At 42.1% G+C, this 16,333-nt stretch carries 15 protein-coding genes; 2 read left to right on the forward strand and 13 right to left on the reverse strand.

The features are described from left to right. Positions 1 to 95: 95 nt before the first annotated feature. A complete protein-coding gene (gene wecA, locus ACVB80_RS19160; RefSeq protein ID WP_481082888.1) occupies positions 96 to 1,172 on the forward strand; it encodes a UDP-N-acetylglucosamine--undecaprenyl-phosphate N-acetylglucosaminephosphotransferase in 1,077 nt (358 codons plus the stop codon). Between the two features lie 137 nt (positions 1,173 to 1,309). On the opposite strand, the gene ACVB80_RS19165 is transcribed toward wecA (ACVB80_RS19160), so the two are convergent. Beyond that, a complete protein-coding gene (locus tag ACVB80_RS19165; protein WP_481082889.1) occupies positions 1,310 to 1,681 on the reverse strand; it encodes a VanZ family protein in 372 nt (123 codons plus the stop codon). A 250-nt stretch (positions 1,682 to 1,931) separates the two neighbouring features. Between ACVB80_RS19165 and wecA (ACVB80_RS19170) the strand changes: the two genes are divergently transcribed. Continuing rightward, complete coding sequence (gene wecA / locus ACVB80_RS19170) at positions 1,932 to 3,011, forward strand: UDP-N-acetylglucosamine--undecaprenyl-phosphate N-acetylglucosaminephosphotransferase (protein ID WP_481082890.1); 1,080 nt, start codon at positions 1,932 to 1,934, stop codon at positions 3,009 to 3,011. A 92-nt stretch (positions 3,012 to 3,103) separates the two neighbouring features. On the opposite strand, the gene ACVB80_RS19175 is transcribed toward wecA (ACVB80_RS19170), so the two are convergent. From ACVB80_RS19175 to ACVB80_RS19230, 12 genes are read right to left on the reverse strand one after another with little or no spacing between them, the layout of a single operon-like run. Continuing rightward, entirely contained in the window at positions 3,104 to 4,534 is a 1,431-nt protein-coding gene (locus ACVB80_RS19175) for a phosphomannomutase (RefSeq protein ID WP_481082891.1), read from the reverse strand. A 3-nt stretch (positions 4,535 to 4,537) separates the two neighbouring features. Then, positions 4,538 to 5,284 carry a glycosyltransferase family 2 protein gene (locus ACVB80_RS19180; RefSeq protein ID WP_481082892.1) on the reverse strand — a complete coding sequence of 249 codons (747 nt, stop codon included), beginning with the start codon at positions 5,282 to 5,284 and terminating at the stop codon, positions 4,538 to 4,540. After that, positions 5,284 to 6,696 (reverse strand): mannose-1-phosphate guanylyltransferase/mannose-6-phosphate isomerase, encoded by a 1,413-nt coding sequence (locus ACVB80_RS19185; protein ID WP_481082934.1) that lies wholly within the window; start codon positions 6,694 to 6,696, stop codon positions 5,284 to 5,286. Before ACVB80_RS19185 ends, ACVB80_RS19180 begins: the two co-directional genes overlap by 1 nt. 11 nt (positions 6,697 to 6,707) lie before the next feature. Further along, positions 6,708 to 7,160 (reverse strand): GDP-mannose mannosyl hydrolase, encoded by a 453-nt coding sequence (locus ACVB80_RS19190; protein ID WP_481082893.1) that lies wholly within the window; start codon positions 7,158 to 7,160, stop codon positions 6,708 to 6,710. A 20-nt stretch (positions 7,161 to 7,180) separates the two neighbouring features. Next, positions 7,181 to 8,158: a GDP-L-fucose synthase gene (gene fcl, locus ACVB80_RS19195; RefSeq protein ID WP_481082894.1), complete on the reverse strand. Its 978-nt coding sequence runs from the start codon at positions 8,156 to 8,158 to the stop codon at positions 7,181 to 7,183. Next, the gene (gene gmd, locus ACVB80_RS19200) at positions 8,158 to 9,273 is read right to left on the reverse strand and encodes a GDP-mannose 4,6-dehydratase (protein WP_481082895.1); all 1,116 of its coding nucleotides are present in this window, start codon (positions 9,271 to 9,273) and stop codon (positions 8,158 to 8,160) included. Before gmd ends, fcl begins: the two co-directional genes overlap by 1 nt. A gap of 7 nt (positions 9,274 to 9,280) precedes the next feature. Continuing rightward, a complete protein-coding gene (locus ACVB80_RS19205) occupies positions 9,281 to 10,546 on the reverse strand; it encodes a glycosyltransferase (protein ID WP_481082896.1) in 1,266 nt (421 codons plus the stop codon). A 2-nt stretch (positions 10,547 to 10,548) separates the two neighbouring features. Next, a complete protein-coding gene (locus ACVB80_RS19210; protein ID WP_481082897.1) occupies positions 10,549 to 11,475 on the reverse strand; it encodes a heparan-alpha-glucosaminide N-acetyltransferase domain-containing protein in 927 nt (308 codons plus the stop codon). Continuing rightward, entirely contained in the window at positions 11,465 to 12,730 is a 1,266-nt protein-coding gene (locus tag ACVB80_RS19215; RefSeq protein ID WP_481082898.1) for a hypothetical protein, read from the reverse strand. Before ACVB80_RS19215 ends, ACVB80_RS19210 begins: the two co-directional genes overlap by 11 nt. A gap of 5 nt (positions 12,731 to 12,735) precedes the next feature. After that, positions 12,736 to 13,497, reverse strand: coding sequence for a glycosyltransferase family 2 protein (locus tag ACVB80_RS19220; protein ID WP_481082899.1), 762 nt, complete (start codon positions 13,495 to 13,497; stop codon positions 12,736 to 12,738). Between the two features lie 44 nt (positions 13,498 to 13,541). Further along, positions 13,542 to 14,792 (reverse strand): glycosyltransferase family 4 protein, encoded by a 1,251-nt coding sequence (locus ACVB80_RS19225; protein ID WP_481082900.1) that lies wholly within the window; start codon positions 14,790 to 14,792, stop codon positions 13,542 to 13,544. Then, a complete protein-coding gene (locus ACVB80_RS19230; protein WP_481082901.1) occupies positions 14,792 to 16,285 on the reverse strand; it encodes a hypothetical protein in 1,494 nt (497 codons plus the stop codon). The genes ACVB80_RS19225 and ACVB80_RS19230 overlap by 1 nt, the downstream gene beginning before the upstream one ends. Between the last annotated feature and the right edge of the window lie 48 nt (positions 16,286 to 16,333).

Genomic DNA, 16,333 nt, shown 5'->3' on the forward strand with positions numbered 1-16,333 from the left:
GAATGGATTTCAGAGGTACACATGGACGATACCAGCTAGTACTACCTGTCAATAACAAGAAACGATTGCATCTCCATTCAGTGGCAGGTTTCATTATGGCTTTGACTCTTCTTCTCAGCCTCGGGCTATCCTGGGGTTACCTGTGCGCGGCGCACAAGTTAGCGCTGCGATTCAATCTGCTTGATCTTCCCGATCATCGTAAGCATCACCAGGGTGCTGTTCCTTTAACTGGCGGCATCGCGTTAGCGCTTACTGTCATCTCGATAGCTGTATTTCAACCGGCGATTACGGGACACTCCGCCTGGTTTAGCTTCGCAGTTTTAATACTCGCCATACTGGGGCTACTGGACGACAGATTTGATCTTAGCTGTCGTTCCAGGTTACTGGTTCAGGCCCTGCTGACCATCAGTATGATTTGGTTTACCGGCCTCCAGCTCAGTTCTTTTGGCAATCTGTCAGGAAGCGGTGATATCACTCTGGGGTGGTTTGCTCCACTCCTGACAGTGATGGCTGTTATCGGAGCGATAAACGCATTTAATATGGTCGATGGAATAGACGGCCTGTTGGGTGGATTAAGCATTGTCACCATCACTTCCATTGCTGTCCTGCTGATGATGGCCGGACACGTTCAACTGGCATTACTGTGCGGCGTGATCATCACTGCACTTATCCCATACCTGGCCAGAAACCTGGGGCTGATTAAAGGTAAGGTGTTTATGGGTGACACCGGCAGCATGGTGATCGGTTTTATCGTGATTTGGCTTCTTCTTCAGCTAAGCCAGCCTGGCCAGTTAGACGTTATCCGCCCGGTCACGGCGCTGTGGCTGATTGCCGTCCCACTGACGGATATGGTCGCTATTATGGTCCGGCGTGTACTGCATGGTCAGTCTCCTCTGAAACCAGACCGGGAACACCTCCACCATATCTGCCAGCGCATGGGGCTCTCCTCCAGACAGACTTTGGTTGCTATCTGCCTGGTCGCCACTGGCTACGCTGTAATTGGGATCTATGGCGAACTCAGCCAAATCCCCGAAAGCACCATGTTTTACTCATTCCTGGCCTGCTTTGGGGTCTATCTTTTTGGGTTGATGTACGCATGGCGGGTTACACGAATTGTGCGGGGGTTGAAAGACAGGAAAAAGACTTGGGAGGTTCGGGGGACGAGGTTCTAGGTTCTGGGTTCTGGGTTCTGGGTTCTGGGTTCTGGGTTCTGGGTTCTGGGTTCTGGGTTCTGGGTTCTGGGTTCTGGGTTCTGGGTTCTGGGTTCTGGGTTCTGGGTTCTGGGTTCTGGGTTCTGGGAAAGCGTTAATTAATCCGCTTGCCGGGCGCAAGTAATTTGTTGATTTTGAACTGACTTGCTTTCAAAAACAGCGAGAGCATAACCCCCTGCTGCAATGCCTGCAGTATTCGCAGCCAAATCATAGAACGATGCTTCACGACCAGTGAAGTGCTGCAATACCTCAATGCTTGCTCCCATGGAAAAAAGTAATATCGAGATAATGCTTACTCGCCAGTTTGCTCCGCGCAGAAACAGAACCGTTAAAACACAGTAAGCCATGAAATGCTCCAATTTATCGGCATTCGCGAAGTTCCACAGCCTGATTTCCGTTGGAAACAGAGAAAGTGCGATGATCGCTATTGCTCCAATACAACACAGCAACTGTATGAAAAGTCGTCTCATTAATAGGAACTCCAAAAAATAAGAGAAGGATAATTCTGTGACTCTGTTGCACTGCACCTCTTCAGCTTAATCAAGCACATGACAGTTACCATAGTCAATGGTGCCTAATCTATCAATATCAAGGCCTCTGAACCTTTCCCGCATCTTAACCTCTTACCTCTCAAACCTGTCTTCATTACAGACCCATTTTCGATTAGAATATGCCCACAAAAAAAGGAACTACAATTCTAAAATAACAGTTGGCAGGATTATGTTTTTAGAGCTTTTATTCGTATTTTTCTTCTCTTTCGCGACCCTCTTCTTAATGCGCAAGGTCGCCAGGCATGCAGGCCTGGTCGATAAACCCAACGAACGCAAGCTTCACACTGGTGCGGTGCCTCTGGTTGGTGGCATTTCGATCTGCATTACTCTGGCTCAGTTCATTATTCATAAACCGGATATCATTTTACACAGTGAACTGTTTTTGGGCTGCATTGCTATGCTTACCGGCCTTGGAGCACTGGATGATAAGTTTGATGTGAGCTTCAAAGTGCGGATGGTGGTTCAGGCGGCGCTGTCTGTGGCGATGATTTATATTGCAGGCCTGAGCCTTCACTACCTGGGTAACATGTTTGGCCCCGGCGTACTTTGGCTGGGTGAGGGTGTCGTCAGCACCATCATTACCATTCTGGCGGTAATCGGGGCAATTAACGCATTCAATATGGTCGATGGCATTGATGGCCTGTTAGGCGGGCTTTCTATGGTAACGTTTGGCGCATTGGCTTTGTTACTTCAGTTGGACGGGCAGCACGGACTGGCTTACCTGTGCGTAGTGATTGTAATCAGTATGATTCCATACATCTGTATGAACCTTGGCCTTCTGGGCAGGGAGAGAAAAGTATTTATGGGTGATGCGGGCAGCATGATGATTGGCTTTAGCGTGATCTGGATTTTACTCAGCGCCAGCCAGGCCAATGCCGGTAACGGTGAACTGCTTATGCGCCCGGTCACCGCACTTTGGCTGATTGCCATTCCGCTGATGGACATGGCTGCAATTATGATCCGCCGTGTGCGCCGTGGCGATTCACCATTCAAACCAGACCGTGAACACCTCCACCATATCTTCCAGCGTCTTGGGCTCAGCTCCCGTCAGACTCTGCTGATTATCTGCAGCTTTGCTGCTGCATTTGCCGGATTTGGCATCTACGGTGAAGCAGTTGAGATTCCTGAACCGGTTATGTTCTGGTTGTTTATTGCTACTTTTGGAGTGTATGCACTGCTGCTGGCTTATGTGTGGCGTATTACCAGTGCGATTCGCAAATGGCGGGGCATGCCAGAGAAGGCGTTTTAAAAGTGAGATCACAGCTCTAGAATCAAATACAAAAATGGCACCTTTCAGAGGTGCCATTTTTTTGGGGAGGGTTACATAATGAACAGCAAGATCTACCACTGTGTTGTATCTACGGACTGGATCAGTTGCAGCACTTGCCCTACTATGTTTTGCGCTTTTTCTGGCGAGCTTGACTCAGCATAACAACGCAACTCAGGCGCATTACCAGAAGGACGCAGATGAATAATATCTGCGGTATCCAGCGTCATTCTCAACCCATCAGTCGTATCAACTAAGCTCACCTGAGCAGCATCAAAACCTAGCACACTCAATAAGTTATCTTCTTTTCCCGTCGCTTTGGCGATAATTTCACGACTTCTCTCCGTTGCGAAATTCTGAATGCGATCGCTATCGGTATAACGTGGCTGCAAAGCGTTAACCAAAGCTGCAATGCCACACTCTTTTGCTGCAGCTAGCAACATAAGAGCAGGCAGCACTGCATCGCGAGTTGGCAGAGCCTTAATGGTTTTACCATTCACTACAACATCACTACCCAGAAGGAAGCCACCGTTGGCTTCAAAGCCGGCAATTGCGCCAAACTCCTGGCTAAGCTGAGAAAACGCTTCAATGACATAAGGTGAACCAATTTTTGTGCGCGATACTTTGGCAAACTTTACTGAAGAGTCAATAACAGTGTTGCAGCTCACCGGTACGGCCAGCGCTTCAATGTTCATCGCTTCTGCACACAGCAGCCCAAGAATATCACCGCGAAGCCACTCTCCATTTTCATCCGCTACTAACGGCCGGTCTCCATCACCGTCTGTAGAGAAGATAAAGTCTAAGTTGTGCTCTTTTGACCAGGCACGTGCTTTGGCTTTATCCACTTCAGCAACCGCTTCTGTATCAATTGGAACAAACTCATCGGTACGCTCCAGCGAGATAAATTCTGCCCCTAAAGCCTCAAACAACCCCTGGTACAGCTCTCTGCCAGCACTAGAGTGTTCGTAGATACCGATGCGTTTGTCTGCCAACAGGTTATCTGGAAACAGCTCTGTATATCTTGCCACATACTGCTCAGCAGCTCTGTTAGATACCTTCAGCTCTTCTAATTCAGGCTCAGAAAACACCACTTCAGCCGATAAAATCGCTTGCTCATCTGCTTTAGTGATCTCACCATCTGGGCGGTAGAATTTAATACCATTGCGATCAAACGGAATATGGCTGCCAGTGATCATGATGCAAGGTATTCCATCCTGCATCGCAGAATATGCCAGCGCTGGCGTCGGGATCACGCCATAATAGACAGCTTCAAGCCCCATCGCTTTAATTGCAGCAATTGTCGCTTGCGCCATCGCAGGGCTACTTGGGCGATTGTCAATGGCAACAGCTACCATATTAAAATCAAAGGATGCTTTAATTCCGCTAATAAACGAATAAGCAAAGGCGGCACACACTCGGGGAGTAAACTGCTCAACCAAACCTCGGGCACCACTAGTACCGAATTGGATTCCTGATTCAGCAATCACCTTATTAGAAAGCAGCATTCGTTACCTCTTAAAAAACTGTGGTATTTTTGAAAAATTCTTAATCAACAAAGCAATCGGCCAAAATAGCTGATTATTCTTTAATGCTTGAATGTCTTCTTTGGTTTTATCAATGATATTCGACAAGCTACGGTTGCTCGCGCCACCCACTCTCATTTTTGTGACAACTTTGGGTAAGTAACTCGCGGTCACATTGTTCGTCCATAAGTAACGAAGGAGTGAGTCGTAGTCAGCTGCGATTTTTAAACCGAGATCAAATAGACCAAGCGACAAATACCGCTCTCTTTTCATGAAAAAAGTAGGGTGAGGAGGCATCCACCCTGAACGTAGCTTTTGTTGATCATACTCACCAGAAGTCCATTTTCGGATAACTTTAGACGTATCCTCTTTTGCAACGTACTCTAGATCAGCATAAACAGCGTCAGAGCCTTCTCGTTGCATGGTATCAACCAGATCATTTACTGCATCGGGATAAGCAAATAAATCATCAGAATGTAAGAAACCAACAACATCCCCCGTTGCCGAATTGATACCTTTGTTCAGCGCATCATAAATACCATTGTCGGGTTCTGAAATTATCGTCGCAACTCGGGAACAATTATCTTTGATTACCGACAGCGTATTATCTGATGAGCCACCATCAACAATAATATACTCAATGTCTGAGTATGTTTGCTCATTTAAGGTTCGAAGCGTATCTGATATCGTTTCGCTACTGTTATAGGTTGCTGTAATAATGGAAACTTTCACTAATATCCCACTCCATAGCCTTCCTCTACACGAACAATATCGTCTTCCCCAAGGTAACTGCCTGAGCGCACTTCAATCAGAATGAGAGGTACCTTACCCGGGTTCTCAATACAATGTGGAGAGCCAACAGGAATAAAAGTCGATTCATTCTCACCAACCAGGTAAACCTTATCACCGTTGGTCACTTTTGCCGTACCTGAAACCACCACCCAGTGTTCTGCTCTGTGATAGTGCATTTGAGTCGCGGTTCGTTGACCAGGCTTAATGGTCAAATGCTTAACATGGTAACGCTCGCCTTCGGTGATCGCATCATGCTTACCCCAAGGGCGATAGACTTCTCTATGCTGTAAGTGCTCACTTCGCTTAGCTTGTTTTAACTGATTTACAATGCTTTTCACGTCTTGAACTTTGTCTTTTTCTGCTACTAAAACCGCGTCTTTAGTTTCAACGACTACAAGGTTGTCTACACCGACAGTAGCGACTAACTTATCTTGAGCATAGATATAGCTGTTGCTTGTATTTTCAGTAAGAACATCACCACGAATGGCATTGCTATCGTCGTTCTTATCATTAACTTCCCAAAGCGCAGACCAGGAGCCGACATCACTCCAGCTTGCATCCATAGGAACAACAACCGCATCTTGAGTTTTTTCCATTACGGCATAATCGATAGAATCATCGGGGCATGCGGAGAAACTTTGAGTATCCAGACGAATAAAATCCAGATCGTCATACGCGCCTTTTAGTGACTCCTCACAAGCGCTCAAGATATCAGGGCGGTGCTGTTTAAGTTCATCTAAATAACGAGATGCTTTAAACAAAAACATGCCGCTGTTCCAGTAGTAATCACCACTGGCAACATAATCTCTCGCTGTATCTATGTTAGGTTTTTCAACAAACTGAGCGACCTTAAAGGCACTGTCATCATGCTTTGATTGACCACGCTGAATATAACCATAACCGGTTTCTGGTGCAGTTGGCACAATGCCAAATGTAACTAGCTTACCTTGCTGCGCAAATGGGATAGCAGCTTCAACTGATTGAGCAAAAGCTGACTGATTTTGAATCACATGATCGGCAGCTAAAACTAATAGCAGAGGATCATCGCCATTTTGCACCGCTTTTAAAGCCGCAAGGGCGATAGCTGGCGCTGTATTGCGCCCAACAGGCTCTAAAATGATGCCACTATGAGCTTGCTCTTGTTGACGAAGCTGTTCTGCAACGATAAAGCGATGCTCTTCATTACAAATGAGCAATGGCGCTTGATGCTCAATAGAAGCCAAACGGCTAACCGTTTCCTGCAACATGGTTTGGCTACTGGTGAGCGACAGGAACTGTTTTGGGTAAAGTGTACGAGACAACGGCCATAAGCGGCTACCCGAGCCTCCCGCCATAATCACTGGTAATAACATCTTGATTTCACTCATTGAAAATAGAGCTTAGTGTTGGCGTGAACCTTATCTGAGCCTAGCAGCTCATCCACACTAAACCACTGATAGGTGCCATGCTGCTCTTTAGGCAACATTGTTATATCGATATCGAGCTTCAGGCGATAGCCTAGTACGACATAGTGGGTGCTGAAATCATCGCCCGAGAAGTTGTCTTGATATCGGTGCTCGTATGGGCCGAGAAACTCAGCGTCCTGTATGTGCTGATGCAAACCGAGCTCTTGCTGAACTAAGCGCTCAAAAGCCTGTGCCATGGTCTCATCTTTTACGATCCTCCCACCAGGGACAAACCAATAGCCTTTGGCTGGGCGATTTAATCTCTGGCCGAGCAAGACTCTCCCTTGAGAGTCTTGCACGATAAGGTCGATAGAGATGAGTGGAGTATGGGCCACAACGGTTTTAAACAACTCCGTGTCTAACCGGGACATATCAACTATCCTTTCGAATGTTACTTACGGAAGTTATCTTGGTTATCTAAAAACCACTGGTAAGTCTTGGTTAGACCTTCTTCCAGGCTAATGCTGTACTTCCAGCCTAGATCCGCTAAACGGCTAACATCCATTAGTTTGCGTGGCGTACCATCAGGCTTACTGCTATCAAAAGCGACCTTGCCTTCAAAGCCCACCACTTTGGCCATGGTTTCTGCCATTTCACGAATAGTGCAATCTACACCTGTGCCTACATTGATATGGGATAGCATTGCCTCTGTGTTGGCTTGATAGGTATCATTATCTAACTCCATTACATGCACGCAGGCTGCCGCCATATCATCGACATAAAGAAACTCACGCATTGGCGTGCCCGTACCCCAAACGACCACTTCATCCGCATTATTTAACTTAGCTTCATGGAAACGGCGCATTAATGCTGGAATAACGTGCGAATTTTCAGGGTGGAAGTTATCATTCATGCCGTATAAGTTAGTTGGCATTACGCTGCGATAATCCCGGCCGTACTGGCGGTTATAGGACTCACACAATTTAATACCAGCAATTTTGGCAATCGCATACGGCTCGTTAGTCGCTTCCAGCACGCCTGTTAAAAGCGCTTGCTCAGTCATTGGTTGTTCTGCGAGTTTAGGGTAAATACACGATGAGCCCAAAAACAGCAGGTGCTGAACACCGTTCACATGCGCGGCATGAACGATATTATTTTCAATCATCAAGTTCTGATAAATGAACTCGGCAGGATAAGTATTATTCGCATGGATGCCACCGACTTTTGCTGCTGCCAAATAGACTTCATCAATCGATTCAGCGGCAAAAAACGCATCAACAGCAGCCTGGTTGGTTAGATCCAGCTCCTCAAAGCTGCGAGTGACAAGTTCTACATCACCACGGCTTGTCAATTGTCGAACAATAGCAGAGCCAACCATACCGTTATGGCCAGCAACAAAAACTCGCTTCTTAGTATTGCTCATCATCATTAACTCTCTACCGAGATGGATACATCAAAGCCATTTGCTTTAAGCAATGCATGTTGCTTGGCTTTGTTTACGTCACACTGCACCATTTCTGCACACATCTCTTCGACAGTAATTTCAGGAACCCAACCAAGTTTAGCCTTAGCTTTGCTTGGATCGCCTAGCAGCGTTTCTACTTCTGCCGGGCGGAAGAACTTAGGGTTAACGCGAACAATAACATCACCCACGGATACTGCAGGCGCTTTCTCAGCGTCTACCGCAACAACGGTTGCAATTTCATCTACACCTTCACCGCTAAACTCGAGCTCAATGCCGGCCTCTTTAGCAGACATGCGAACAAATTCGCGCACTGAGATTTGCTTGCCTGTTGCGATCACAAAGTCATCTGCAACTTCTTGCTGTAGCATCATCCACTGCATTCGCACGTAATCTTTTGCATGGCCCCAGTCACGCAATGCGTCCATGTTACCTAATTGAAGGCAAGACTCTAAACCCTGAGAGATGTTTGCAATAGTACGGGTAATTTTACGGGTAACAAAAGTCTCACCACGGCGCGGAGACTCATGGTTGAACAAAATACCATTACATGCGTACATACCGTAAGACTCGCGATAGTTTACAGTAATCCAATATGCGTACATTTTCGCAACAGCATAAGGCGAGCGTGGGTGGAAAGGAGTAGTTTCGCGCTGTGGAATTTCTTGCACTTCTCCGTAAAGCTCTGAGGTAGACGCTTGATAAAAACGTGTTTTCTTTTCCAAGCCATTAATACGAATAGCTTCGAGTAAACGAATTGTACCCATAGCATCAACGTCAGCCGCATATTCCGGGGATTCAAATGAGACCGCTACATGAGACATTGCACCTAGATTATAGATTTCGTCAGGCTGAATTTCCTTTACCAGTCGAATCAGGTTCGATGAATCTGTTAGATCACCATAATGCAGGTGAATCTTATCTGAACAGTCTAAAGCGGAATCTATTCGCTCTGTATTAAAAGATGAAGCCCGACGAATAATACCATGAACCTCATAACCCTTCTCTAGGAGAAGCTCTGCTAAATACGAGCCGTCTTGCCCTGTAATTCCAGTTATTAACGCTACTTTATTTTCAAACATTTTAATCTCATTTCTCGTTATAAATCTCGTACCAACGCTGTGCAACTGATGCAGTACTATAGTGTTCGATGACTGCTGCACGCGCCTGTTTACCTAGTAACTCTAACTCTTCTTCATCCTTAAAAAGGTAAGAATAAACTCTTTCGCTTAAAGCATCAGTATCAAAAGCCGGCACAGTAAAGCCATCTATGCACCTATCAACTACCTCGCCAAGGCCTGAATTATCAAATGCAAATACCGGTGTACCACATGAGAGGCTTTCAGCTGCAACCTGACCAAATGACTCGACCCTCGATGGTATAACAACCAAATCAGCAGCAGAATAAAGAACTGCTAACTCAGACATACTATCAACCCTGCCATAATGCACTGCTTTAAAACCATTGACATCGGAGCTATCCTGTCGACGGCCTCCAAAAATTAACAGCTCTACATTCTTTGTAAAACCGTCCAACTTATGTTGCAAGTCAGCCAGCATATTTGTAAGCAGATCATAGCCCTTCAAGTAATTAGACGTACCACCTACCGCACCGAAAGCAATAATAACACTATCGGACTTGAGCCCCAATCTCTCTCTAGATGATAGCTTATTCGAAGGTATAAAAACATTTGTATCCAGTACATTAGGCACATATCGAATGTCAGCATCACGCAATATCAAGCTACCTTTTGCTTTTTCCATCATCCACAAAGAAGGAGCTGTAAAAATAACGTTAGGATTATCCAACAATGGCTTTAAACGTTTTTTTCGTTCAAAGCCCAAATACTCCAAATTAAGCCCATAACCTAACTTTCTCATTTCTGAATAGCCAGTTTTGTACCTCTCATCCTGAAAGACACTATGTTCAGTCCCACAAAATAACCAATCATCATGAAGAGTGATCACTATTTTCCCGTCATAACTCCTTAGCAATCGTTTCAAAAAACGGACAGAAAGCGTATCGTTATTAAACCAATGCAAATGGATTACATCCGAACTAAAGTCAATATTTTCTATCACATGCCTTGAACTAAACAAATTAAGAGAACGCTTACCTGGAGCAACCCCAAACTGAAGCTTAACTATTAGCAGTGAGCACAATCTCAAAACAAAATGAATGAAATACGAAAAAAACGACGGGCCAATAATAATATTGTCATCGCTTCGTTTTTCTGCTACAACGTAGTTTATTTCCATGTCGGAATATAAATCTCGCATCATCTTAACTTGTCGTGTAGCAGCTTTTGCAGCACCGCCTCGAATATCAGAAAAGGAAACAATTGTAATCTTCATAATCATATTACCCTTTTAGATACAAAAAGACGAAATAGCCTAATAAATGGAATAAGAGCAAAAACAGAAACCAAACAAAAAGAAGTCATTTCTAGCCACGAACTAAAAGACACAAAACGAGATATGACATTCAAAGCAACCACATGAACAATATAAAAAACCAGAATCTCGCCTGAAAGATAAGAAATAAAACCAGCTCCAACCAAATATCTTTCTAAGGCACTGCCGACATTTATCATAATCAACGAAAAAACCAGCAACATCAAAATCTCAACAATAAAGCCAAATTCAGGTGACACTAAGAAAAACGACAGATAGATAAATAACATTATAGCCGCCACTGAAAGTCGACCTCGAGACAAAAGCCCCCTAATAGAATCGATAAATGACAACAAAATACCAAAAACCCCAAACGCCAGGTAATAAGCCCAGTAAAATCCATAGCTGACATATATGCATATCAATACAAAAAACAGGGCAAACACCGCTAACTTCTCGTAACTAGCGCACCCCTGCCTTACTAAAGAATAAAATGCAACCAATAGCGACAAAGGAAATAAAATATACAACCCAGGCTTCCCTGGAGTATTATACTCATATAGAAAAAAGAACTCATGAAAAGGTCTTTCATTCCCCCTTAAAAAATAACTTACAAAAGCAAACACCAAAGATAGAACAAATAACTTTATTGCTAATCTCACATGCTTTGGAAATGAGCTATAAGTCTTATCAAATGAAAGCCCCAAAGTGTAGCCTAATACAAAAATAAAACCTGACGTAACAGGAATAAAAAAAGAATAGACGCTTAGTTCATTTACAGAGTACTCGACTAAAGGCTCATCGAACAAGAACAAAGGTGCATGCCTGAACATCATACCTACTACTAGCGAAAACTTCAGGAAATCTATAGAGAAATATCTAGCCTTCATTTGCATCATTCCTAAAAACCCACACCAGCCTATAATTCAGACCAATAATAAACCAAGGTAATGGTAACGAATATGAAGCCGTTTGCAACCAAAGAGAAAGGATCAGCAACGTAGAAAACAATAGGTATCGCTTAATTTCCACATTTCCAGATAACTTCCGAGAAGAAAAGAGCGGACCGAACATTATTAACAATATAATGAGTACACCAAACCCACCCAAGTCATGGGCGATCCCTCCCATAAAGGACATAGGTGGAATATATTTAGCCTCGTGGAACGCATTTTGTATTTCAAACGCTTGCGGGACGTCGGATATTATATTTAGTTGTGTTACGATGCTCATCCAGTTAAAAGAATATGAACCAGTCCCCCACCCGAACAAGTAACTAGTCAAAGCACCATAATATGTTGATAATATAAAATAAAATCTTGATGAAAGAGACTGGTCGAGCAGCAACATTGAAGGAGATTCAATGAGAGTCTTTAACATTGTTAAACTTCTTGCTTCTACTTCCATTTGAAGAAGAACAAACAAAGATATGGCAGGAATTATGATGAGCGCCAACTTTACATACATCTTTATTTTTGAAAAAGCCACTTTTAGCACTATATAAGACATAAGTAATAGGATAGCGTTCGATGAAAACGTCATAATTGCAAACACACCCAGAATTACATACATTCCTGGATTAATTCTATTCCCTAATACTTTAATATAATCCAACACCACGAGAAATAGGACTATATACATTCCCGCGTAACTAGGTTCATTTGCAAGCATGTTTAACCCCCTGCCAGACTCTTCTGAGTAAGCGGAGCGAGTCATAATTGCTTCCAATACAACTTGAACATTATTTGACACTGGTGACAACTGTAATATACCCACTATCAACCAGGTATAAATGAAGTATTTTAGCATCTTTACAGTTAAATTACCGCCATATCTAGATGCATATAAAAGCACGCTAATACCGAGTATAAATGAAATTATCGTTTTAACGTAAAATAACAGATATCGAGCATCATATATATAATCTAACCTAAGCCTTAGAATCAGTAATAGTAAAAAAACCAAACATAAAAAAGAAACCTTGCTAACACGTTCATTACTCCTAAACAAAAATGCTAGAGATACAGAAAAAAAAGCAACCAGCCCAGCAAGTGGTGAGGTTTCAAACTTGTACACTCTAACAACATCTATAAAGGGAAAGAAGACCCCCATGAAAAAAAGTAATTTCACTAATCTATTGTTCATTTTGGCTATTTCAAGAACTTCTTAGCGTACTTTTTGAAAAACTCAAGTTTCTTTTTATACTGATAGAATAAACAGCTAAAAACAGTGCGTTCATTAAACTTAAGAAATACGCGTTCATACTCTTCCCATGTTCGACATCGTTCTTCATCAGACAGCCCGCCGCTTGTTATAGTTGAGATAACCTCACTAACTTTCGTTATTTTGACCCCGTCGAAGAAACAGTTCTGAACAAAGTCAAAATCGGCAGCAATCCTAAAATTAGTATCAAATGGATAATTTACACACAGCTCCCGACGAGCAAACAAAGATTGATGACAAAAAGGCATTTTCATTAATACTTTAGCGTTACCAACATGTTCTGGTGAGTTCAAAACCTTTCTACCATCAGGATATTTAACACAGTGACCACCATATATAAGATCACATTTTAAAAGTTCTGAACTGGTACCAAAAGCATGTTCGACAGTATCGCATTCAAAAAATGAGTCACCTGCATTCATAAATATAACATAGTCGCCTTTTGCTAAGGAAACTCCTTTGTTCATTGCGTCATAAATCCCATTATCACGCTCACTTACCACTAAATCAATGTCATTCTTATACTTATTAATAACGTTCAGTGTATTATCAGATGATAATCCATCGATAATCAAGTACTCTATATTATCATAAGTCTGACATAGTACCGATCTAATAGTTTCCTCTATTTCTGACTCGCCATTATAAACTACCGTTATGACCGAGACCTTAGCTTTATTTTGTCCCACAACTTTTCTCACAAATACACAAAACCAACAATCTTAAATCAAAGCTATAATTCAACGCCACCAATTATTTTATGATAAAGCTGAATATACTTCTTGGAAACAACGGTACTATCAAACTTTCTCAATACGCTCGTTCTAGCATTATCCTTGAGTTTATCATAACCATCGTTATATATGACCCACTCTATACCCGTTGCTAAATCAGGCACGTCGGCCGACTTAGCAAGGTAGCCATCAACCATATGCTCAATTAAATCTGAGTTACCACCAATATCAAAAGCGACGACAGGAGTACCACAAGAAAGGCTCTCCATAATTGCATTTGACAAATTTTCTTGTTTTGATGGAACAACCATAACATCCACTGCGTTATATAGTGTAACTAAGCTAATATCGTCGTGAAGCGAACCTACATAATGTATTTTGCATCCAAGGTCTGGTGGACTTTTAGGCTGGCTGGAGCCAAATACGACAAATTCGATATTTTGGGTATTAAGCATACTGAGAGCATTTACTAACTCTAAGTAACCTTTCCTTGGGTCACTTGTTGCTCCCATCGCTCCAAACAGGACTAGTTTCTTATCTAGCGGTAATCCCCACAACTTCCTAGCCACCTCTGAATCTGACAGGCAAAACCTGGTTGTGTCAATTGGATTAGGGATATTGACAATGAATCTATTTTTAAATAACGAGCTACTCTTGGCTGAAGATGCAATCCATTTACTCAAGCCGACAACTGTAATATCACTCTTATTTTCGAGCAATTTTTTCTTTCTAAGATAAACCTTTCTACTTAAATCTATTTCCAAGTTTGAGCCTAGTACTTTACAGTTTCCACACGATAATTTGTAAGCTCCACAATTTTCATCATAATGACACCCCCCTGTAAACAACCACATGTCATGAATAGACCAAACCACAGGAGCATCTATATTTGCAATATCTTCAATACTCAACATACCATGGTTGACCCAATGCAAATGAACGATATCGGGCTTTTTTTCATTAATCATTTTTACTGCATCATGACTAGAATAGTAGCCTGGAGAAAAAAGGGTCTGAGTTTTTGTTTTGTATTTTTTGAGCTTTAATCTATCCAACATTGAGGATAGTTTCGCTTTGGCTATCTTGAATGGGCTGCTAGTGACTACGTCCACCGAAGCAGCATCACTACTTTTATAATTAGCAAGCACTTCGCTATCAATACCTTCATTCAAGAGAGACTCATGAAGCCGATATGCAGCTCTTGCCGCTCCGCCGTCTATATCAGATGTGTTGACAATAAGAACTTTCATTATCTATTTCTCTTAATAACAAGACGATACAGGGTTCTAGCATGATTGTATAGCCCAATATCTTTGAATAATCGCATAGCAAAAACAAGTAGTGCCCTTGAGAGCTTTATTTTTAGATACAAAACTTTTTGTCTTAACTTTGATACAACTTCTTGAAAAACATTCCCTTCAATCGATGCCCTCATAATCCTACAATCGATAACATCTTTATTCTCCTTTCTTACCGACTTCATTGCATATAATTGAGAAAAGGATACAAACTTAACCCCATTATATATAAAGTAATTATCGGGATTGTAGATTAGTTCTTCCTTGTCTTTCTTATGGTAGAGCAATTGATCATCATGACTTTCAAACTCTCCTTCTACATTCTCAATCGGACATTTACTACTGGCTATAAAGTCAACGTCTTGATTCTTTCTATAACCATAAAGAGATAAAACCGTACTCCCATCCAATATAACATCGTCCAAGCTAATATTATTTTTCTTAAGGAAACATTTAAACCCCACTATCTCTTTAATTGTTCCCTTATATTTTATTGGGTCGGCATAATTCAAAAAATGGAAACCATTATCATTGAACAACAAGTGGCCAACTCTAATGGCTTCTTCCTTGGTGTCTGTTATATGGATTGAACTATACCCTATTCCGTAAATATCTCTAACCCTTTTCTTTACTTCCAGTACATTGTCAAAACTTTCAGACTGGAACAAGATAACTGTAAACTCTGAAAATAATGGGAAACACTCAATAAGTTTTTGTTCAATTCCTTTGTAGTCATTTTCCAGTGACCCAGTCCAGTCCATATGTTTATATAACTCAACTAACAAGTTAAAGGCCCCTTTAGGGGTGAGCTTTATACTTTTCTTATATACCACATTGGAAAACAAACTTTCCACTTCAGTCTTAAATCCCTTACCAGACGGCCACAAAAATGCTATATGCAGGTCATCATCTGAATATTCAATAAATTTTTCGACGGCAAATTCAACTTTGTTTCTATTAACATCCCTTTCAGTATAATATTTGTAGTCAACGATCATGTCAGCTTCTTCGGTCATGATTGCACTGACTTCTTTATTCATCTTAATCGCACTAGCAACGCGGTGAGAACCATTTATTATACTTGCGCTACGAGATAATGGTAAAACCGATTCGCTGGATTTGAAACCATGCTTTTGAATACTCAAGTATGTATTTTCAAAAGATAAGAGGTATTTATCAAATCCATTTTTATTTTTTTCATCTCCGTACTCAATGAAAGATCCCAATGTCTGAGCCTTAATATCATTATAGTACATTTCTCTTGCTAAATCGGGATTTTTGTCTTTCAAGTCTAAATACGCAAGCTTGAAACCAAGATCTAGTCTGTTCCAGGTCAGCAATTTCTTGGAGCTTATATTAATAGTTTTATAGTCTTCTTTCGACAATCTATCAAAAATAAATGATTCCAACATGTCGACGTAGTTATCTTTGCTTTTAACTTCCATTAACTTCTTTTCCCGCATAAATTTAACTGACCAATATGACCTTTTACT

The organism is Vibrio sp. 9-16B-A1, assembly GCF_056726165.1.

Excerpts from the sequence above, each read along its gene's own strand:
- ACVB80_RS19215 (WP_481082898.1), bottom strand. The coding sequence starts at position 12,730 with ATGAACAATAGATTAGTGAAATTACTTTTTTTCATGGGGGTCTTCTTT.
- ACVB80_RS19230 (WP_481082901.1), bottom strand. The coding sequence starts at position 16,285 with ATGGAAGTTAAAAGCAAAGATAACTACGTCGACATGTTGGAATCATTT.
- ACVB80_RS19165 (WP_481082889.1), bottom strand. The coding sequence starts at position 1,681 with ATGAGACGACTTTTCATACAGTTGCTGTGTTGTATTGGAGCAATAGCG.
- ACVB80_RS19210 (WP_481082897.1), bottom strand. The coding sequence starts at position 11,475 with ATGAAGGCTAGATATTTCTCTATAGATTTCCTGAAGTTTTCGCTAGTA.
- ACVB80_RS19225 (WP_481082900.1), bottom strand. The coding sequence starts at position 14,792 with ATGAAAGTTCTTATTGTCAACACATCTGATATAGACGGCGGAGCGGCA.
- ACVB80_RS19185 (WP_481082934.1), bottom strand. The coding sequence starts at position 6,696 with ATGTTATTACCAGTGATTATGGCGGGAGGCTCGGGTAGCCGCTTATGG.
- wecA (WP_481082890.1), top strand. The coding sequence starts at position 1,932 with ATGTTTTTAGAGCTTTTATTCGTATTTTTCTTCTCTTTCGCGACCCTC.
- fcl (WP_481082894.1), bottom strand. The coding sequence starts at position 8,158 with ATGATGATGAGCAATACTAAGAAGCGAGTTTTTGTTGCTGGCCATAAC.
- ACVB80_RS19205 (WP_481082896.1), bottom strand. The coding sequence starts at position 10,546 with ATGAAGATTACAATTGTTTCCTTTTCTGATATTCGAGGCGGTGCTGCA.
- wecA (WP_481082888.1), top strand. The coding sequence starts at position 96 with ATGGCTTTGACTCTTCTTCTCAGCCTCGGGCTATCCTGGGGTTACCTG.
- ACVB80_RS19190 (WP_481082893.1), bottom strand. The coding sequence starts at position 7,160 with ATGTCCCGGTTAGACACGGAGTTGTTTAAAACCGTTGTGGCCCATACT.
- gmd (WP_481082895.1), bottom strand. The coding sequence starts at position 9,273 with ATGTTTGAAAATAAAGTAGCGTTAATAACTGGAATTACAGGGCAAGAC.
- ACVB80_RS19175 (WP_481082891.1), bottom strand. The coding sequence starts at position 4,534 with ATGCTGCTTTCTAATAAGGTGATTGCTGAATCAGGAATCCAATTCGGT.